Annotated in this window: 16 protein-coding genes; 8 read left to right on the plus strand and 8 right to left on the minus strand. The window is 74.1% G+C overall.

The genetic code is table 11. The annotated features are described in order from the left end of the window. Positions 1 to 118: 118 nt before the first annotated feature. Entirely contained in the window at positions 119 to 2,188 is a 2,070-nt protein-coding gene (locus tag AB0D29_RS17680) for a SpoIIE family protein phosphatase (RefSeq protein ID WP_362855142.1), read from the minus strand. A gap of 250 nt (positions 2,189 to 2,438) precedes the next feature. Here AB0D29_RS17680 and AB0D29_RS17685 point away from each other — a divergent pair, with 250 nt between their 5' ends. Beyond that, complete coding sequence (locus AB0D29_RS17685) at positions 2,439 to 3,374, plus strand: S41 family peptidase (RefSeq protein ID WP_362855143.1); 936 nt, start codon at positions 2,439 to 2,441, stop codon at positions 3,372 to 3,374. Positions 3,375 to 3,386: 12 nt separating this feature from the next. Here AB0D29_RS17685 and AB0D29_RS17690 read toward each other — a convergent pair whose 3' ends face one another. Together AB0D29_RS17690 and AB0D29_RS17695 are read right to left on the minus strand one after the other, a co-directional pair. Then, entirely contained in the window at positions 3,387 to 4,052 is a 666-nt protein-coding gene (locus tag AB0D29_RS17690; RefSeq protein WP_362855145.1) for a response regulator transcription factor, read from the minus strand. A gap of 48 nt (positions 4,053 to 4,100) precedes the next feature. Further along, positions 4,101 to 5,300, minus strand: coding sequence for a histidine kinase (locus AB0D29_RS17695; protein WP_362855147.1), 1,200 nt, complete (start codon positions 5,298 to 5,300; stop codon positions 4,101 to 4,103). A gap of 126 nt (positions 5,301 to 5,426) precedes the next feature. On the opposite strand from AB0D29_RS17695, the gene AB0D29_RS17700 reads away from it, so the two are divergent. After that, on the plus strand, positions 5,427 to 5,666 hold the full coding sequence (locus tag AB0D29_RS17700; protein ID WP_362855149.1) for a hypothetical protein: 240 nt from the start codon (positions 5,427 to 5,429) through the stop codon (positions 5,664 to 5,666). Positions 5,667 to 5,766: 100 nt separating this feature from the next. On the opposite strand, the gene AB0D29_RS17705 is transcribed toward AB0D29_RS17700, so the two are convergent. Then, complete coding sequence (locus AB0D29_RS17705; protein ID WP_362855151.1) at positions 5,767 to 7,083, minus strand: DUF6777 domain-containing protein; 1,317 nt, start codon at positions 7,081 to 7,083, stop codon at positions 5,767 to 5,769. A 288-nt stretch (positions 7,084 to 7,371) separates the two neighbouring features. Between AB0D29_RS17705 and AB0D29_RS17710 the strand changes: the two genes are divergently transcribed. Further along, positions 7,372 to 8,670 carry a streptophobe family protein gene (locus tag AB0D29_RS17710; RefSeq protein WP_362855152.1) on the plus strand — a complete coding sequence of 433 codons (1,299 nt, stop codon included), beginning with the start codon at positions 7,372 to 7,374 and terminating at the stop codon, positions 8,668 to 8,670. A 64-nt stretch (positions 8,671 to 8,734) separates the two neighbouring features. On the opposite strand, the gene AB0D29_RS17715 is transcribed toward AB0D29_RS17710, so the two are convergent. After that, on the minus strand, positions 8,735 to 9,415 hold the full coding sequence (locus tag AB0D29_RS17715; RefSeq protein ID WP_362855154.1) for a hypothetical protein: 681 nt from the start codon (positions 9,413 to 9,415) through the stop codon (positions 8,735 to 8,737). A gap of 6 nt (positions 9,416 to 9,421) precedes the next feature. Continuing rightward, positions 9,422 to 11,854, minus strand: a complete 2,433-nt coding sequence (locus tag AB0D29_RS17720; RefSeq protein ID WP_362855155.1) for an FHA domain-containing protein — start codon at positions 11,852 to 11,854, stop codon at positions 9,422 to 9,424. 179 nt (positions 11,855 to 12,033) lie between these two features. On the opposite strand from AB0D29_RS17720, the gene AB0D29_RS17725 reads away from it, so the two are divergent. The 5 genes from AB0D29_RS17725 (at position 12,034) to AB0D29_RS17745 (ending at position 17,326) form a co-directional block, all read left to right on the plus strand. Next, complete coding sequence (locus tag AB0D29_RS17725; protein ID WP_362855156.1) at positions 12,034 to 13,071, plus strand: cation diffusion facilitator family transporter; 1,038 nt, start codon at positions 12,034 to 12,036, stop codon at positions 13,069 to 13,071. 99 nt (positions 13,072 to 13,170) lie between these two features. Next, the gene (locus AB0D29_RS17730; RefSeq protein WP_362855157.1) at positions 13,171 to 13,668 is read left to right on the plus strand and encodes an NUDIX domain-containing protein; all 498 of its coding nucleotides are present in this window, start codon (positions 13,171 to 13,173) and stop codon (positions 13,666 to 13,668) included. A gap of 48 nt (positions 13,669 to 13,716) precedes the next feature. Next, entirely contained in the window at positions 13,717 to 14,970 is a 1,254-nt protein-coding gene (locus AB0D29_RS17735; protein ID WP_362855463.1) for a Tm-1-like ATP-binding domain-containing protein, read from the plus strand. A gap of 140 nt (positions 14,971 to 15,110) precedes the next feature. Further along, positions 15,111 to 16,727 (plus strand): serine/threonine-protein kinase, encoded by a 1,617-nt coding sequence (locus tag AB0D29_RS17740; RefSeq protein WP_362855158.1) that lies wholly within the window; start codon positions 15,111 to 15,113, stop codon positions 16,725 to 16,727. After that, a complete protein-coding gene (locus AB0D29_RS17745) occupies positions 16,724 to 17,326 on the plus strand; it encodes a hypothetical protein (RefSeq protein WP_362855160.1) in 603 nt (200 codons plus the stop codon). Before AB0D29_RS17740 ends, AB0D29_RS17745 begins: the two co-directional genes overlap by 4 nt. Here AB0D29_RS17745 and AB0D29_RS17750 read toward each other — a convergent pair. Together AB0D29_RS17750 and AB0D29_RS17755 are read right to left on the minus strand one after the other, a co-directional pair. Continuing rightward, the gene (locus AB0D29_RS17750) at positions 17,304 to 17,630 is read right to left on the minus strand and encodes a DUF6191 domain-containing protein (RefSeq protein ID WP_362855161.1); all 327 of its coding nucleotides are present in this window, start codon (positions 17,628 to 17,630) and stop codon (positions 17,304 to 17,306) included. The two genes, AB0D29_RS17745 and AB0D29_RS17750, sit on opposite strands and share 23 nt — an antisense overlap. Positions 17,631 to 17,947: 317 nt before the next feature. After that, entirely contained in the window at positions 17,948 to 19,237 is a 1,290-nt protein-coding gene (locus AB0D29_RS17755; RefSeq protein ID WP_362855163.1) for a bifunctional GNAT family N-acetyltransferase/ATP-binding protein, read from the minus strand. Between the last annotated feature and the right edge of the window lie 47 nt (positions 19,238 to 19,284).

The raw sequence follows: 19,284 nt of genomic DNA on the forward strand, positions 1-19,284 counted from the left end.
AGTTGAGCTGGGTGAGGACCTTGCCGTCGGCGCCGATGGGCACGGTGACGGTGTTCGACGAGGTGCCGCCCGCGCGGCCCTCCCACTGCGGCACGCGGGCGGCAGCGGGGGGACGGGCTCAGCCCGTTTGTTCCGGTGCGGCCACGGCGAACTCGCACCACACGCACTTCCCGCCGCCCCGGGGCTCCACGCCCCACTCGTCCGCGAGCCGGTCCACCAGCATCAGGCCGCGCCCCGACACCGCCCAGTCCCCCGCCTCCCGCCGCCTCGGCAGGGCGCTGCTGGAGTCCTCGACCTCGACGCGGATCCGGCCCTGGGCCGTGAGCCGCATGCTGACGTCGCCGCCGCCGTCCGTGTGGACCAGGGCGTTGGTCATCAGCTCGTCCGCCGCCAGTTCGATCTCGTCGGCCCGCTCCCGCGCTCCCCAGGCGGCCACCGCCGCCCGGATCAGGTGCCGGGCCAGCGCCGGCGCCTCCGTGTCCCCCGGTTCCAGCCGCTGGCGCAGCGGGCCGCCGCCGCGCGCGCCGGGCGTGCCGCGGCGGCGCAGGACGAGCAGGGCCATGTCGTCGCCCCCGCCGGAGTCCCCGACCAGGTCGCACAGCACTTCGGCGAGTTCCTCCACGTCGACCGGGCCGCTGTGGACCGCGGCCATGAACTCCCGCATGCCGGTGTCGTGGTCCGCGCCGGGGCGTTCGATCAGGCCGTCCGTGCACAGTACGAGGGTGTCCCCGGGGTGGAGCTCGAGGCTGGTGACGGGATAGCCGGTGCCGGTACCGGGCTGTTCGCGGGCCGGCAGCCCGAGCGGCAGCCCGCCCGCCACCTGGATCCGGTGGCAGCTGCCGTCGCCGCGCCGTACGACCGGGTCGAGGTGGCCGGCGCGGACCATCCGGAGCATCCCGGTGGTGAGGTCCACCTCGGCGTACGTGCACGTGGCGAACCGTTCCGTCTCCAGTTCGCGCAGGAAGGCCGAGGCCCGCGCCATCGCCGCCGCCGGGGTGTGCCCCTCGACGACGTACGCGCGCATCACGATCCGCAACTGCCCCATGACGGCGGCCGCGTCCGTGTCGTGCCCCTCGACGTCGCCGATCATCACCCCGACCCGGCCGTCGCCGAGCGGGATCACGTCGTACCAGTCGCCGCCGATGTCCTGCCCCATCCGGGCGGACCGGTAGCGTACGGCGATCCGCGCACCCGGCACCTCCGGGATCCGGCGGGGGAGCATGGCCCGCTGGAGCCCTTCGGCCAGGTCGTGCTCCTGCTCGAAGAGGATGGCGCGCTGGAGGCCCTGCGCGACGCCGCTGCCGAGCGCCATCAGCAGGTTCCGCTCCTCGGCGGTGAATTCCCCCTCCCGCGTGTAGAGCAGCCCGAGCGCCCCGATGGGGCGCCCCTGGGCGATCAGCGGGAGGTAGACGCCGCTGCGGACGGACAGCGGCTCGATGTACGGCCACAGCTCCGGGTAGCGGCGCTGGAACTCCTCGCGCGAGACGAGGAAGACCGGCTGCATGGTGCGTACGGCCTCGCTCATCGGGAACCGCGCGTCGATCCGCGTGTACTCGATCTCCGGTACGTACGAGCCGAGCTGCCCCTCCGCGACCAGGTGGATGCGGCCGCCGTCGACGACGCCCAGCATCACGCTGACCGCGCCGAGGTGCCCGAGGGCCTGGGGGTCCTTGAGGACGTCGGTCACGTCGTTGACGGTGCGGGCGTGGGCGAGGATCGCGGTGGTCCGCTCGACGACGCCCGTCATCCGGGCCCGGCCCTCGGCCTGCTCCCCGGCCGCCCCGGGGTCGCCCGGGTCGTGGGCGGCGTCGCGCAAGATCCCGATGACGCGGTACGGGCGCCCGTCCGGGTGCCGCAGGATGTGGCCCTGGATGTGGGTCCAGGCCGGCGCCCCGTCCCGGCTGCGGGTGCGGACGTAGGCCCCGTAGTGGCTTCGGCCGTCCTTGATCGCCTGCGCGACGCGGGTGTCGAGGCGGGCCTCCTCGGCGGGGGCCAGCCGCGCCCGGAGCCCCTCCGGGGTGCCGTTGTACTCGTCCGGGCGCAGGTCGAGGACCTCGAGGGCGGTGGGATCCAGGTGCATCCGCCCGCTGTCGAGGTCCCAGTCGAACGTACCCATGCGGTTGAGCGCAAGGCTCGTATCGGGCCGCGCGGGCCAGTCGACCTCGGGGTTCTTTCCCCTGCGGGCCATGCAGCCAGGGTCTCACTCTCCCCCGCCGGTGTCCCCGTGGGGCACGACCGCCCCACGACCACCCCACGGACACACCCGGGTCGGCCGTTCTCCCCCGCCGGCTCGGGCGCCCCGCCGTCGAGATCCAGCCGGTGCTCCGGGGGGAGGCGACCCCGGCGCCGCCGGCGACCGGCGCGGACGGGCCGCAACGCGGCGGCGCACCGGAAAATCCGCTGGTCCGCGGCCTGTTGGCCGTCTAACATGACCCGCCATGCCTACAAACGAACAGATCATCGAACAGGCCCTGGACCGGATCGGTGCGGGCTACGTCTTCCCCGAGAAGGCCGTCGTCATCGAGGCCGCGGTCCGCGGCCGTCTCGCGGCGGGCGCGTACGAAGGCCTCGACGGGCCGGCACTGTGCGAGACCGTGACGGCGCACCTCCAGGAGGTGTGCCCGGACAAGCACCTGCGCCTGCTCTGGACCGAGGAGCCGCAGTCCCTCGAACCGGTGTCGGCGGACGGAGGGCGGGCCGCGTTCCTCAGGCTGCTGAGGGAGCACAACCAGGGCGTGCGCCGCGTCGAGCACCTCGAAGGCAACATCGGGCTCATCGAGATCGGGTGGATCGCCACCGCCGTCGAGGGCGCGAGCGTGATCGGCGCGGCCATGCAGCTGGTCGCGGGCAGCTCCGCGCTCGTGCTGGACCTGCGCGGCTGCCGCGGCGGGGCTCCGGAAGGAGCCGCGATGTGGTGCAGCTACTTCTTCGCCGACGACCAGGTGCACCTGAACGACATCTACGACCGGACCACCGACACGACCCGCCAGTACTGGACGTCCGGGCACCTGCCCGCGCCGCGCTACACCGACCGCCCGGTCTACGTGCTCACGAGCGAGACCACCTTCTCCGGCGGCGAGGACGTGGCGTACACCCTGCAGGCCCAGGGCCGGGCCGTCGTCGTCGGTGCGACGACACGGGGCGGCGCCCATCCCACGGCCCGCCACGCGGTCTCCGAGCACGTGCTCGTGACCGTGCCGGCGGCCCGGAGCATCAACACGGTCACCGGCACCAACTGGGAGGGCGTGGGCGTCGTTCCCGACGTCCGGGTCCCGGCGGACCAGGCGCTCGACACCGCGCTCAAGGCCGCGCTGCGGCAGGCGGAAGCAGTGGCGGAGGCAGTGGCGCAGCCGGGCGGCGGCACGGCGAACTGACGCCGGCCCGCCTCACCCGGACGGGTCCCGCGTGCCCGCGTCATGGACCAACAGGGCGATCTGGACGCGGTTGTTGAGGTCGAGCCGGGTCAGGATCCGTGACACGTGGGTCTTCACCGTGGGCAGCGCCAGGTGGAGTTCCCGCGCGATCTGCGCGTTGGACAGGCCCTGCCCGACCGCCAGGGCCACCTCCCGCTCGCGTTCGGCCAGCAACGCCAGCCGGGCGCGGGCGGCGGCCGCCCTCTCGTCCTGCCCCGAGCCGCCCGCCACCTGGTCGATCAGGCGGCGGGTGACGGCCGGGGAGAGCACCGGGTCCCCGGCGGCCACCGTCCGGATGGCCGTCACGATCTCCTGAGGCGGCGTGTCCTTGAGGAGGAACCCGGCCGCGCCGGCGCGCAGCGCCCGCAGCACGTGCGCGTCGGTGTGGAAGGTGGTCAGGACGAGGACCTCCGGAGCCCCCGGCCGCGCCCGCAGCGCCTCGGTCGCGGCCAGCCCGTCGACACCGGGCATCCGGATGTCCATCAGCACCAGGTCGGGTCCGTGGGCGGCGACCAGCCCGGGCACCTCCGCCCCGTCGGCGGCCTCGGCGACCAGGTCGATGTCCGGGGCGCCGCCCAGCATCAGACGCAGCCCGGCCCGGACGATCGCGTCGTCGTCGACCAGCAGTACGCGGATCACCCGCGCCTCCTCCCTCGTCCCCGTCGGCCGTCTGCCGCCGGCCTTCGGTCAGCCCTGCCAGGGTAGCCAGGCGTGCACCTGGAACCCGCCCTCGGCGGGGGCGGCCGTCAGCTCCCCGCCCGCCAGCCGGGCGCGTTCCGCCAGGCCGATCAGCCCCTGCCCGCCGCCCGCCCCCACTGCCGTTCCGGTTCCCGCTCCCCCGAGGGCTGCCGCCGCGTCCGGAGCCCGATCCGGCCCGGGCGGCCGGGCGTTGCGCACCTCCACCGTGAGCCCGTCCCCCGGGCCCCCGGCCACCCGTACGTCGACGGCCGCGCCCGGCGCGTGCTTGCGTACGTTGGTCAGCGCCTCCTGGACGATCCGGTACGCCGTACGCCCCACCAGGGGCGGCGGCTCAACCCCCGAGGGCGGCCCGGCCAACTCGATCCGGCCGCCCGCGGCCCGCGCCTCCGCCACCAGCCGGGCCAGGTCCGCCAGTTCCGGCTGCGGCCGCTCGCCCTCCGCCGGCCCCGACCCGGATCCCGCCCGCAGTACGCCGATCACCTCGCGCAGATCGTGCAGGGCCAGGTGGGCGCTCTCCCGCATCACCCCGGCGGCCCGTTCGATCTCGGCCCGCGGGGCGCCCGAGTTGAACTCCAGGGCGCCCGCGTGGACGCTCAGCAGCGACAGCCGGTGGCCGAGCACGTCGTGCATCTCGCGGGCGATCTCCTCCCGGGCCTCCCGGCGCGCCCGCTCCGCGCGTGACTCCGCGTCCGCCTCGGCCAGTTCGGCCCGCTCGCGCAGGGAGGCGATCAGCTGCTGCCGGGAGCGCCGGAACAGCCCCCAGCCGATGGACCCGGCGATCAGGGCGAAGTACGTCACGGCCGCGCCCGCCCGCTCCTCGGGCATGTCCGCCAGCTGCCACAGGAAGACGGGCAGCGGGGCGAAGGCCAGCGCCGCCACCCACGCCGTGGTCTTCCACGGCCGGGTCGCGGCCACCGTGAACACCGCGACCATCGTCGGGCCGGTCAGGTAGTGCGCCTGGCTGCCGGCCAGCAGCAGGACCACGGCGAGCTGGACCGGCCAGCGCCGCCGCAGCAGGACCGCCGCGCACGCCAGCCCGCCGACCACCTGGTCTGCGGCCCGCCACCCCGGACCGAGGTCCTGCGCCACCGGGATGGACTGCGAGCTGATCGCCGCGAAGCAGGCGGCGAAGAGGAAGAGCCCCAGGTCGACGGCCCAGTCCCGGCGGGTTCGGTGGATGCGGCGCATGTCTGCGGAATCTACGCGGGCGGGCCCGTGACGGGACCCTCCCACCCCGGATCGGATACTTAAGTACGAGCGCCGAGCGCCCTAAGGCCGATCCGGTGGCCGGCGCCCGGCTCCTACCGTCGGAGCATGACCTCCTCCACCCCGAAATCACCCCTGGCGGCCGTCACGGGGCTGCTCTCCTTCGTCCTCGTCGTCGGCGGCGCGAGCGGTCTCCTGCACGAGTGGCTCGGCTGGATCCACTTCATGGGCTTCGTCCGTTTCCTCGTCCCCGACGGCTACGAGATCTACGGCTACGTCGTCATGCTCGTCCTCGGCCTCGCGGTGGGCGCGGCGGGCGACGCACTGACCCGGCGCGGCCGGGCCTGATCCCGCACCCGGGTCCGTGGCACCCGGGTCACGCGAGTGCACCGCTTCGCCCGTTCGGGTGAAGCGGTGCACTCGGGGTGCCGCTGGAGGTGCTGTGGGGCTACTCGGACTGGTTGCCCGTGACCTCCGGCTCCACGGGCGTCGGGGCCTCTGTCTCAGGCTGCTCCGTGGACGTGTCCGGCGTGGTCTCGGGGGTCGTTTCCGGCGTGGTCTCAGGCGTCGTTTCCGGCGTCGTCTCCGGCGTGGTCTCGGGAGTCGTCTCGGCTGACGCCGTCGTGTGCGTCTCGGTCGGCGTCGCGGGGGTGGGGGTGGGGGTCTCCGTCGCCGTCGGTGTCGCCGACGTCTCCGTCTCGGTCGGCGTCGCCGACGTCTCGGTCTCGGTGGGCGTCGGAGTCGGCGTCGGTGTCGGTGTCGGCGTCGTGTGGGTGTCGCTCGGCGTCGGCGTGGTGTGGGTGTCCGTCGGCGTCGGCGTGGTGTGCGTGCCCGTCGGCGTCGGGGACGTGTGGGTGCCCGTCGGCGTCGGGGACGTGTGCGTCCCTGTGGGGGTCGGGGACGTGTGCGTTCCCGTGGGCGTCCGGGAGGTGTGCGTCCCCGTCGGCTTCGTCGGGATGATCGTCGGCGTGTGGATCGGCGGCGGGGGCACCGGCCGGTCGGGCCTGCCGTGGTGGCTGCCCTTGTCGCGCTCGTACCAGTGCCGGTTGTGCGGGTCGTAGATCACGATCTTGTGGATCACGACGGGTGCCGGTGCGATGACCACGACCTTCTGCGGCTGGTACGAGGACCACGTCTGCCCGAAGCGCTTCGGGTCGGCCTTGAGCGCCACCGGCGGACCGAGCGGGTTCCCGCAGGCGCAGCGCACCCGCGGCACCCCTCGGTCGTCCACCAGCACGGCCGTCCCGGCCTGCAGCACGGCCTGGTAGGCGTTGAGCTTGCCGTTCTGGTAGCCGTGGTTCGTGACCCGGGTGTCCATCCGCAGCTGCACCGAGGTGAGCGAGCGGAGGAACGCGGGGACGGACTGCGGCTGGATGCCCTGGGCCGAGGCGAAGGCGGCGTTCTTGGACGGGTCCGCGGACAGCGAACCGATCAGCTTCTCCACGTCGCAGCTGGCGGAGTCCCTCGTACCCCCGTACACGCCGGGTGCGGAGCCGCTGATGCTCCTGGTGCCCGTCGTGGTCCCCGCAGGGGAGCTCGCGCGGGCGCTGGGGCTCACGGGGGGCTTGGAGCCCGTGGGGCCCGTGGGGGACGCCGTCGGGCTCTCCGGCGGCGCGTCCTGGGTGGTCGCGACCGACTCGGTGAACGGGTCGGGCCCCGAGGCGGCGGCCGGCTGCAGGAAGACCTCACCGCCGGCGTTGTCGGTACCGCTGGGCCGGGTCAGGACGACGGCCAGGGCGACGACCGCCACCACCGCGACGAGCATCGTGGCCAGTCGGGGAACGGATCGCCACCACGGCCCCTTGTCAGGGCCGCCGGGCCCGCCGGGCGGGCCCGACGCGGGCGGTGCGGACGGGGGCGGGGGCGGCGGCGGCCCTTGCTGCCCGCCCGAAAGCGGGCCGGAAGGCGGCCCGCTGGGGCGCTCTGACGAGGGCGGCCGGCCGGAGGGTTGCGTGGTCACGGGCTCTTCTTCCCAGGAGGAGGGAGTTCCCTGCGGACCATTGTGTGCGCCATCCGGGTGGTGCCCGCAAGCCGAGGGTGCCACGGTTGCAGGGTGAGCCGAATACCGAGATCACCATCGTCCGGGGGCTCCGCGAGGGCATGGAGGGACGCCCTCGTCGCCGTCGTGGCGGGATTCGCCGTGATGACCGTGGTCGCCGCCGCCGGGCTGGCGTGCGCGGGCGCGGGCGATCTGCCGGGCGGCGCGTTCCCCCGTGTGGTCGCCGCGGTCGTCGTGATGGCGGCCGGCGGTTCGCTGGAGGTGTCGGGCGGCGCCGGTGTCCTGGCGGGGGCGGACGTGAGCCTGTCGGTGGTCCCGCTGTCGGTGAGCCTGGCCGGCGCCCTCACGGCCGGCTCCTGCTTCCTGCACCCCCTGCACAACCGGGCGGTGGCCCGGCCCCGCGAACTCATCGGCCGGGCCCTGCCGTTGGTGGTCCTGTGGCTCCTCGCACTGACCGGCGCCGCGCTCCTGGCCCGGCAGACCTTCGGCCTCTCCACCTCCGACTCCCCGGCCGGGGTGATCGGTGAACTCCTCGACTCCGCCCCGACCGTGGGGTTCCGGGCCGATCTGCCCGCCACGCTCCTCTTCGGACTGCTGTGGATCCTGGGCCTGTTGCTGATCGCCCTGCTGGTCTCGCGCCGCGCCCCGCTCCCGGCCGGCCTGGTCCGCTTCCACGCGGCGCTGCGCCCGGCCGCCTTCGCCACGATGCTGCTGCTCCTCGCCTACGTCGTCCTCGGCATCGGGGTCGGCCTGGTGGTGGCCGCGACCCAGGGCCATGCCGCCCGGACCTTCGCCGTGATGCTGCTCGGGCTGCCGAACCTCGCCTGGCTCGCCTTCACCCTGGGCTTCGGCGGCGCCTGGCAGGGCCGGGTCGACGGCCCGTTCGGGCTGCCGATGCCGCAGCTCCTGGACCAGGTGCTGCGCGGCTCCGAGGCGTCCACGGTGGACGTGGCCTCGCTCGCGGAGCACGACTCCCGGGCGTGGTGGCTGGTGGCCGTGGCCGCCGTCCTGCTGCTCGGCACCGGCGTGCTGGCGGCCGTACGGTCCCCCGCCCACGTCCGGCCCTGGCAGCACGCGCTCCACCTGGGCGTGGCCCTGGCCCTGGCGACCCTGACGGTCTGTCTGCTCGGGCGGATCCAGGCGCAGTTCGGCCTCTCCCTGCTGGGCATCGGCGAGGTGGACGGGCTCGGCGGCACGGTCCTGCTGGATCCCGTCCTGTGGCGCACGGTCGGGCTCGCCCTGCTGTGGGGCGTGGTGGCGGGCTTCCTGGGCGCCCTCCTGGCCCGTCCCCTGCACCGCCGCGGCCGCGTCGAGGAACCTGCCGCAGCGCGCCCCGGCCCGGCCGCGCCCTGACTTCCGAAACCGCGTCCGGTCGGCTTCCGGGACCGTGTGTCGGTGCCGTGTTCAGTGACCGTGTTCAGTCGGCTTCGGGGTCGCGCGTGTTCACGATCCGGGTGGTGTCGTGCTCCGCGTCGGCGGCGGGGCCGCCCCCGGCCGCCCCGTCCGCCGGGGGCCGCTCCGGAGGTACGCCCGACCCCCCGCTCACCTGCGTGGGCGTCGGCGGCGCGGGCGGTGGCTGCGGCGGCGGTTCGGGCGAGGCCCCGGGCGCCGCCACGACCGCGAAGGTGGTCAGGCGGCTCTCGTCGCCGTACAGCCACTTCCCCGCCGTGGGGTCGTAGACCCACACCGACTCCCCGTCCAGGACCACCCCGGCCCGCAGCCCCCGTACGGTCCGCCGGAAGGAGTCGGCGTCCGTTCTGCCCGAGGCGAGCTCGTCCACGGCACGCCGGTAGCGCTCCAGGGCCTCCGCGGCGCGCGTGAGCTGCGGCCGCACGTCCTCCTTACGGGCGAGCGGGCGGTCGGCCGTCGGCGGGGGTTGCGGCACCGACACCAGGAGCCGGCCGTCCACCCAGGCGGACCAGCCGTTGGCGCACAGGACCTCGCCCCAGTCACCGCGCCGGGACAGCAGCTGTACGGGGAGGAAGCCGTCGAGCGGCACGGTCGGGCGGGACACGTCCGGGATCTCCCAGGCGGGAAGACCCTCCTGCGGAACGATGTGGGTGGGCCGGAAGTCCTCGGCCGGACCGGGGCTGGTCATGGGCCGCTACTTCCTCATGACCGCGGGCTCGGTGCGGCGCAGCAGCCGGGCCACCAGCACGGTGAACAGCACGCACAGGGCGAGCAGCATCCCGACGTCGACGAGCCACAGGCTCGCCTTGTGATCGAACATCGGGTCCTGGGTGATCTTGAGGGGCACGATCGCGCCCAGGTCGGTGGTGGTGGCCATCGCGCCCATGGCCCACCGGGCCGGCACGAACCAGGCCAGCTGTTCGAGGACGGGCACGCCGGCGAGTTTCAGGAGGGCGCCGCAGAAGGCGGACTGGACGATGGTGAGGAGGACCAGCAGCGGCATGGTGGCCTCCTCCCTGGTCACCAGGGCGGAGATCATCAGGCCGAGCAGCATCGAGGTGAACGACAGCAGGGCGACGGCGAGGGTGATCTCGACCAGCGGCGGCAGGAAGATCCCCTTGCCGCCGGGGGCGTTGGTGTCGACCCCGGCGAGGCCGACCACGGTGAGGACCACGGCCTGGGCGACGGTGAGCGCGCCGAGGACGATCACCTTGGACATCAGGTAGGCCGACCGGGACAGGCCGACGGCGCGCTCGCGCTGGTAGATGACGCGTTCCTTGACGATTTCGCGCACCGCGTTGGAGGCGCCGGTGAGGACTCCGCCCAGGACCAGGATGAACAGCGCGTTCAGCCCCGTCTCGGCCGAGAGGGCGCTGCCGGCAAGGGCACGGGCCAAGCCGCCCATGACGAACGGCAGCCCGACCATGATGGCCAGGAAGGTGCGGTCGGCGCCGAGCACGGCGGTGTACCGGCGGATCAGGGTGGAGAGCTGGGAGGCCCAGCTCTGGGCCTTGGGCGGCGGCCCCGGCACGGCGCCGCCGCCCCGTGGCGCCTCTCCGGCGAGCGGGGGCGGGGGCCTTCCGGCGGAGACGTCGACGTAGCGGCTCTGCAGCGGTGAGGCCCGGTACTGTCCGGCCCAGTCGCGGTTCTGGTCGTTCTCGAACGCCTCGTAGGCCTCGGGCCACTGTTCGAAGCCGAAGAATCCGAGGGCCTCCTCCGGAGGGCCGTAGTAGGCGGTCCGCCCACCGGGCGCGAGGACCAGGAGCCTGTCGCAGACTTCGAGGTTGAGGACGCTGTGGGTGACGACGATGACCGTGCGGCCGTCGTCCGCGAGGCCGCGCAGCATGTGCATCACCGAGCGGTCCATGCCGGGGTCGAGGCCGGAGGTGGGCTCGTCCAGGAAGAGCAGGGAGGGCTTGGTGAGCAGCTCCAGGGCGACGGACACGCGTTTGCGCTGGCCGCCGGAGAGGCTGTGGATGGGCTGGTCGGCGCGCTGCTGGAGGCCGAGTTCGCCGATCACCTCCTCCACCCTGGCCTGGCGTTCGGCCTTGGCGGTGTCCTGCGGGAAGCGCAGTTCGGCGGCGTAGCCGAGGGCGCGCCGGACGGTGAGCTGGGAGTGCAGGATGTCGTCCTGGGGGACGAGGCCGATGCGGCGGCGCAGTTCGGCGTAGTCGCGGTAGAGGTCGCGGCCGTCGTAGAAGACGGTGCCCTGGTCGGCGGGGCGCAGTCCGGTGAGCGCGCCGAGCAGGGTGGACTTGCCGGCGCCGCTGGGGCCGACGACGGCGAGCAGGCACTTGGCTCCGACGGGGAAGGAGACGCGGTCGAGGAGGACCTTGCGGCCCTTGTCGACGGCGACGGTGAGGCCCTGGACGTCGAGCGAGACCTCGCCCGTGTCCACGTACTCCTGGAGCTCGTCGCCGACGAGGCAGAAGGCCGAGTGGCCGATGCCGACGATGTCGCCCTGGCGGAGGGGGGCGGCCCGGCGGTCGAGGCGGGCGCCGTTGAGGTAGGTGCCGTTGTGGCTGCCGAGGTCGGCGATCTCGTAGGTGCCGTCGGCGAGGGCCCGGAGTTCGGCGTGCCGGCGGGAGACGGTGAGGTCGTCGATGAAGAGGTCGCTCCCGGGGTCGCGGCCGATGCTCACGGCGGTACGGGCGAGCAGCGGGCGTACGGTCGTCGGCCGCTGGAAGGTACGGTACATCGACGAGACCCCGGAGGGCCTGGCGGCGTACGCGGCGTCCGGCCCGGCGGAGGGCGCGGCGGCGGCCGGCGGAGGCGGCGGAGGCGGCGGAGGCGGAGGCGGGGGCGGCGGGGGATCGACGAGGACGGCGCGCGGGCCGTCCTCGGCGTCGCCGAACCGTAGCTGGCTGCCGACGCCGACGCTCCATTCGTGCACGCGCCGGCCGTCGGCCCAGGTGCCGTTGGTGCTGTGCTCGTCCTCCACCGTCCAGTGGTCGCCCTCCGGGCGCAGGACCGCGTGGTGCCAGGAGACCCTGACGTCCTCCAGGCAGATCTCGCAGAGCGGGTCCCTGCCGACGTGGTACGTCCGGCCCGGGCTCATCGCGACGGAGCCCGTGTCGGTCACGAGAACGAGCTCGGGTGCGGTCGGCACACCGGGGCGCTGGACCATGAGCAGATTTTCCCATGAAGCCGCCCACCCGGCAGCGGCCCGACATCATCGCAGGTCAGAGGCCTCTTATGGGTAATGACAACGGTCCCCGTTGCAGCCTTTGCCCATCTCGCCGGGGTGCGCTTCACTTCACGCGACGGATCCGAACACACGGGTGCCGCGATGAGACGGGGGACGCCATGAGTGGGCACGACCACGCGCACGACGACCACGACCACGGGCCCGGGCACGGACACGGGAACGGGAACGGTCACGCGGGACACAGCCACGGCGTGTCCGCCGACGCCGACCGGCGCTGGCTGGCGATCGCGCTCGCCCTGATCGGCGGGTTCATGGCCGTCGAGGTCGTCGTCGGCGTCATGGCCAACTCCCTGGCCCTGATCTCCGACGCGGCGCACATGCTGACCGACGCCGTCTCGATCGTCCTCGCGCTGATCGCGATGCGGCTGGCGGCCCGCCCGGCCCGTGGCGGTTTCACGTACGGCCTCAAGCGCGCGGAGATCCTCTCCGCCCAGGCCAACGGCCTGACGCTGATCCTGCTGGGGCTCTGGCTGGCGTACGAGGCGGTGCGGCGGCTGATGGACCCGCCGCCGGTGGAAGGCGGCCTGGTGGTCGTGACCGCGCTCGCCGGCATCGCCGTCAACGTGGCCGCGGCCTGGTGCATCTCCCGGGCCAACCGTTCGGCGCTCGTCGTGGAAGGCGCCTACCAGCACATCCTGAACGACCTCTTCGCCTTCATCGGGACCGCCGTCGCCGGCGTGATCGTGCTGACCACCGGCTTCCGGCAGGCGGACGCGATCGCCACGCTGGTCGTGGTGGTGCTGATGCTCAAGGCGGGCTACGGGCTGATCCGCGAGTCCGGCCGGATACTCCTGGAGGCCGCTCCCGCCCATGTGGACCCGGACGCGGTCGGCGACCGGCTCGTCGGGCACCCGCCCGTCACCGAGGTGCACGACCTGCACATCTGGACGATCACCTCGGGCCAGGCGGCGCTCTCCGCGCACGTGCTGGTGGAGCCGGAGGGCGACTGCCACGCCGTGCGCCGGGACCTGGAGGGGCTGCTGGCCAAGGAGTACGGGATCACGCACACCACCCTCCAGGTGGACCACGCGCAGGACTCCCTCCTCACGGTCGGCCGCGCGGGCGAGGGCCCGTCCGGCCCCCACTGCGCGGACGCGCACGGGCCGGTCCACCGGCAGGGGCCGCACGCCCACTGACCACGTCCTGCTGACCACGTCCTCCCGACGACGTCCTCCAGGGCGCGGAGCACCGATCGGCAGCACTGACCCGCGGTCGTACGGGGCATGGATGGACCCATGACGCACAAGCGCAGTGCCGGACTGCTCCTGTTCCGGCGGACCGGCGGACGGCCGGAAGAGCAGACGTCCGGGGTGGAGGTCCTGCTCGGGCACATGGGCGGCCCGCTCTGGGCCGGACGGGAGGCCGGGGGCTGGGCCATCCCCAAGGGCGAGTACGGACCGGAGGAGACGCCGCGGGACGCGGCCCGCCGGGAGTTCACCGAGGAGATCGGGCTGCCCCCGCCGGAGGGCGAGTACCTGCCGCTGGGCGAGGTACGGCTGACCAGCGGGAAGCTGGTGACCATCTGGGCGGTGGAGGCGGACCTCGACCCGGAGCTGATGGTGCCCGGGACCTTCACCATGGAGTGGCCACCGCACTCCGGGGACGTACAGGAGTTCCCGGAGCTGGACCGGGTGGCATGGTTTGCTCCGCCGCTGGCCGAAAAAATGCTGATTAAGTCTCAGGTTCCTTTCCTGGAGCGGCTGTTGGGGCTCTTGGGGGGCCTTGAGAGCTGACTCGTACTCGCGCTTGCCAACACTCCCACCTGCATGGACATTGCACATATGACGAACGTCGTGCTGGTGGGAACCCTGGACACCAAGGGTGTGGAGTACGGCTGGCTGCGCGAGAGGCTGCTGCGCGCCGGCGTCGAAGTGGTACTGGTCGATACAGGAATCATGGGCGAACCCCGGGTGCCCGCCGACGTGCCGCGTGACGCGGTCGCCCGGGCGGCGGGAACGGAACTGTCGGAACTGCGCGTGGCCGCCGACCGGGGCGCGGCCGTGACCACGATGGCCCGCGGCGCGGAGGCGACGCTGCTGCGCCTGCACGCCGAGGGCAGGCTGCACGGGGTGCTCGCGATCGGCGGCAGCGGCGGCACCTCCATCGCCACCCGGGCGATGCGCGCCCTGCCGCTGGGCGTACCGAAACTGATGGTCTCGTCCATGGCTTCCGGGGACGTCAGCCCGTACGTGGGCTCCTCGGACATCACGATGATGTACAGCGTCGTGGACATCGCGGGGATCAACAGCGTCTCCGGACCGGTCCTGGCGAACGCCGTCGAGGCGATCGCCGGGATGGCGAGGGCCTACGCCCGCACCTCCCTGGAGCGCCGCCCGCCCCGGTTGGGAGCGGGCGCCCGCCCGCTGATCGCGGCGAGCATGGCGGGCGTGACCACGGCCGGTGTGGACGCGGCGCGCGAACGGCTGACGGACCTCGGCTACGAGGTGCTCGTCTTCCACGTCAGCGGCACCGGCGGCCGCACCCTGGAGACCCTGGCCGGCCAGGGGGTCTTCGCGGGCGTCCTCGACCTCACCCTCAGCGAGCTCGCCGACGACCTGTGCGGGGGCATCCTCACCGCGGGCCCGGACCGGCTCAGCGCGGCCGGGCGGGCCGGGATCCCGCAGGTGGTGAGCCTGGGGGCGCTGGACATGGTGAAGTTCGGCCCGCTGGAGAGCCTGCCCCAGCGGGTCCTGGACCGGGGCGTCCACGTCCACAACCCGTCCATCACGGTGATCCGTACGAACCCGGCGGAATGTACGGAACTCGGCCGCCGGGTCGCCGCCAAACTCCGCGTCGCGACCGGCCCCACGGCGGTCTGCGTCCCGCTCCGCGGACTGTCCACGCTCGGATCGCCGGGCGGCCCGTACCATGACCCCGGCGCGGACCGGGCTCTGTTCTCGGCGCTGCGCGAAGGCTTGCGGGGCAGCGCCGCCCGGCTCTACGACTACGACACGCACATCAACGACCCGGCCTTCGGACGGGCGGCCGCCGACCGGTTGCACGACATGATCGGCGCGATGGCGGCCGCGGCCTGAGAGCCGCAGCCTGAGACACCCCGCACGGTTGGGAACCGGCCGTGCCGGAAACCGTGTCCCAGGGGGTGGCCGGTCACCGGCCGGCCACGGGGACACAGTGCGGCACGGCACGGCGGACAGCCGGACAGGGGGCGGGAACGATGAAGGACACGCGGGCGGCATGGTCGGTCCCGGGTTACACGGAGGTCCGGGAGCTCGGCGCGGGCGGCAGCGGCCGCGTGGTGCTCGCCGTCCACGACGCCACGGGCACGGCGGTCGCGGTGAAGTACCTCAGCGACCGGCTGCGCGAGGACCCCGCGTTCGTCGGGGAGTTCCGGGCCGAGGCCCGCCTCCTGGGCGGGCTCGGGACCCCGTACGTGGTGAGGCTGTACGAGTACGTGGAGTCCCCCGGCGGCGCTGCCATCGTGATGGAGCTCGTCGACGGCATCTCCCTGCGCGCGCTGCTCAAGCAGTCCGGGCAGGCCGACGCCGAGGCCGCGCTGGTGGTCCTCAAGGGATCGCTGCTCGGGCTCGCGGCGGCGCACCGGGCCGGCGTCGTCCACCGGGACTACAAGCCGGAGAACGTGCTGGTCGCGGCCGACGGCTCCTCGAAACTGGTGGACTTCGGGATCGCCGCGAACCGCGGCACCACGCCCGGTGTGGCCGGAACCCCCGCCTACATGGCCCCCGAACAGTGGCAGGGCCGGCCGGCCTCGCCCGCGGCCGACGTGTACGCGGCGACGGCGACCTTCTTCGAGTGCCTCACCGGGCGCAAGCCGTACGACGGGGAGAACTTCGCCGAGCTCGCCGTCCAGCACATAGAGGCGCCGGTCCCGGAGACCGAGGCCCCCGAGCCCGTACGCCCGCTGATCCGGCGCGGCCTCGCCAAGCGGCCCGAACAGCGCCCGGAGAACGCCGAGGCGTTCGTGGCGGAGCTGGAGGGCGTGGCCCTGGCCGCGTACGGGCCCGAGTGGGAGGAGCGCGGGCAGCGCAAGCTGGCGGCGCTGGCCGCGCTGCTGCCGCTGCTGTTCCCCTCGGCGGGCGCCCCGGCGGCGGGCACCACGGCGGTGGCCACGACCACCCTGAGCAGCGGCTCGGGCTGGGCGCCCGGCCGCAGCGGCTGGCTCGCGGCGGGGGTGGCGCTGGTCCTGGGCGCGGTGGTGGTGCTGACCACGGACGCGATCGGCGCGTCCCCCGGCGGGGCCTCGGCGTTGAGCGCCTTCGCCACGACGAGCGCGGCCCCGCCCGGATCGGCGTCCCCGACCCCGGATCCGACGCTCTCTCCTTCCGCTTCCGCTTCGCCGAGTCCCAGCGCCTCGGCGTCCGCGAGCCCTTCGCCGTCCACGTCCGCGTCGGCGTCCGCATCGCCGTCCGCGTCGCCCTCGTACTCGTCGAGCCCCACTCCGAAGCCGACGGTGAGCTGGTCGCCCACGCCGACGCCGACGCCGACCCTGGTGGTCACGAAGGTCGACGTGTCGCTGAAGACCGGTGTGTACCGGGGCGACGCGACCGTCTCCGTCGCCGCCCAGGGCACCGGGCCGGTCACCGTGGTGCTGGAGTGGTTCCTGGGCGGTGCGCAGGGTTCCTTCTCCGTCGCCGACGGCACGGAGTCGTTCACGGTCCAGGCCGGTTCGCCGGTCACCGTGGTCAAGTCCCACACCTTCACCCGTGACCGCGGCTGCTACGGAGGCGTGCGGGTGACCACGAAGCCGGCCGCCGGGAACAAGTCGGCGTCGGCCTCTCAGTACCTTCTGCGCTGTCAGGACGTGCCCCGATGACCGGTCCCCGCGCCCCCGAGGGCGACGACTACAGCGCCACCGTCCTCGGGAGCCACTGGTTCTCCGGTCCGCCGGCGGCCCCGGAGGTGACCCCCGACCGGGTCGAGGGATCCGTGCTCCGGTTCGGGCCCGGGGTGACCGCGGCCATGCCCGCGCCGTTCCCCGTGGTGGTGGCCTCCGTCGCCGCGCCCCGGCGCCGCCGCATCGTCGGCCTGCGGCGGTACGCCCTCGCCGCGGTGGTGCTGGCCGCCGTCCTCGCGTACCTCGGGTGGCAGCGGTTCGGGCCCGGCATCGAGGTCCGGGGCGTGGCCGTGAGCACCGATCCCCAGGGCCCGCCCTGTGACGCGACGGCCGACGTGGTCGCCGTCGTCGGGACCAACGGGCGCCCGGGGACCCTCACCTACCGCTGGGTCCGCAGCGACGGCACGCAGTCGGAGGAGCTGACCGAGCGGGTGCCGCGCGGACAGCGCGAGGCCCGGCTGCACCTGCTGTGGACGTTCCAGGGCGCGGGGAACTACCCCGCGCGGGCCGAACTGCGCCTGCTGTCCCCGGAGCAGCGCACGGCCGCGGTGGAGTTCACGTACCGCTGCTCCCCGTAGCGGGCAGCCGGATGACGGCGAGCCCGCCGTCGAGGTCCACGCGGGAACGCGGCGGCGCGCCGTCCTCCTCGTCGTCGCGCAGGACGAGGGCGCTCTGCCGTTCCTTGAGCTCGTTCTGCTTGCCCGGCGAGAAACTGGCGTGCAGCTGTTCGAAGCCGGTGGCGGACATCTGCCCCTGACGGCCGTTCCAGCGCCAGGGCAACAGGCCCGCGCGGCCCGCGCGTTCCAGCGCCAGGTCGAGGAAGGCCATGGCTGTGAGCAGCAGAACCAGCCCCGGAAGGGTCATGAAGATGACGAAGCCCATGGCCCGACGGTAGCCGACCCGGTCCCCGCCCGGCGGTTCGGCCGTTCGGCCGAGCGGAAGGTGGCCGTCCGGCCGAGGCGCGGGCGGCCCGTGCGTCGGTTCACTGGAAGGCGTTGACGAGGGTTCAGGGATGCCCTCAGGCACCGCTGCGTGTCACGTTCCGGCCGGCGACACCCCACACCGGAACGTGGCCGTCCCGCGCGGCTGCCAGTCCGCGCGGGAGGCCCGCGGCCGCTTTGGGGAGTGGCCGCGGGCCGTTCCGCGTTCCCTCCCCCGCCGCAACCGGGGGACGGAAGTCCATGGGGGCGTGGCGCCGGTCAGAACCGGGCGTGCGCCGTGATGTCCGCCTCGAACTCGCCCGTCATCGCCGGGGTCACCGTCGGCCGGCACTGCCGGACCGCCGCCAGGTAGTCCTCCGTGGTCGCGCCCAGCTGCGCGGCGGCCGCGCCCCGCGCGCCCACGGCCTCCAGGTCCCGCTCGAAGGACACCTGCGCCGCGATCCGGGCCGCGTGCTCGATGTCGGCCGGGGTGAACAGCTCGGTCGCCGCGACCAGGGCCGCCACGTCCACGTCCGTGCGCCCCGCCGTGTAGCGGGACCAGATCGCGGCGCGCGCGCCGGCGTCGGGGGTGCCGATCGGGATCAGGTAGTCGAAGCGCCCGGGCCGCAGGAAGGCCGGGTCGAGGGAGCGGATGGAGTTGGTGGCGCACACCAGCAGCCGTTCGTCGCCCTCACGGAAGCCCGGTATCAGCTTGAGCAGCTCGTTCGTCACGCCGTGGATCCCGCCGGGCTGTGCGGGCTCGGTGCGCACCGGTGCGATCTCCTCGACCTCGTCGATGAAGACGAGTACGCGCTCCAGCTCGGCGATCCGGGCGAAGGCGTCGCGCAGCGCGGCGGCCAGGTTGCCCTCGTCGGCGAGGCGGGAGGGCAGCAGCTCCACGAAGGGCCAGCCGAGCCGGGAGGCGATGGCCCGGGCGAAGGTGGTCTTGCCGGTGCCGGGCGGGCCGAAGAGGGTGATCGCGCGCGGCGGCCGCACCCCGTGCGAGGCGGCGCGCTCGGGCTCGGCGAGCGGCAGCACCACGCGCCGCTCGATGAGGTCCTTCTCCTTCTCCATGCCGGCGACCTTGGCCCACAGGTCGTTGGGGAGGAAGCGGCCACCGAGGTCGTCGAGGAGGCCGGCGGCCGGTCCGTGCAGGGGCTCGGTCTTCTCGAAGTAGGCGACGGCGGGCTGCCTGGTGTAGCCGGCGTTGAGCAGGCCCTCGCCGAGCAGGTCCTCCTCGGGCAGGACGTAGGCGATGCGGCCGACGCGCGCGGCGATGAGCCGCCGCTCCAGCTCGACGAGCAGGGCGCTGGCCAGGCCGCGGCCGCGCCAGCCGGCGGCGATCGCGATGCGCATGACCCAGGCCCGCTCCCCGGTGACGCAGGCGAGTGCCGCGCCGATCGGGACGCCCTGGTGGACGGCGACCACGCAGGGCTGGCGGTCGGTCAGCGCGCTGATGCACTCGGCGAGCGAGAAGACGGACTCCTGGCCGAGTTCGGCCGTGGTGTCGATCAGGTGGACCACCGCTGCGAGATCGCTCTCGCGGTAGTCGTGGATGAGCCAGTTCACCGGGTACCGCCCCTCGTTCGTGCTCCTGCGGCGAGGCTAGGGGCGAC

This window comes from Streptomyces sp. NPDC048424, from assembly GCF_040651555.1.
GTDB lineage: Bacteria > Actinomycetota > Actinomycetes > Streptomycetales > Streptomycetaceae > Streptomyces.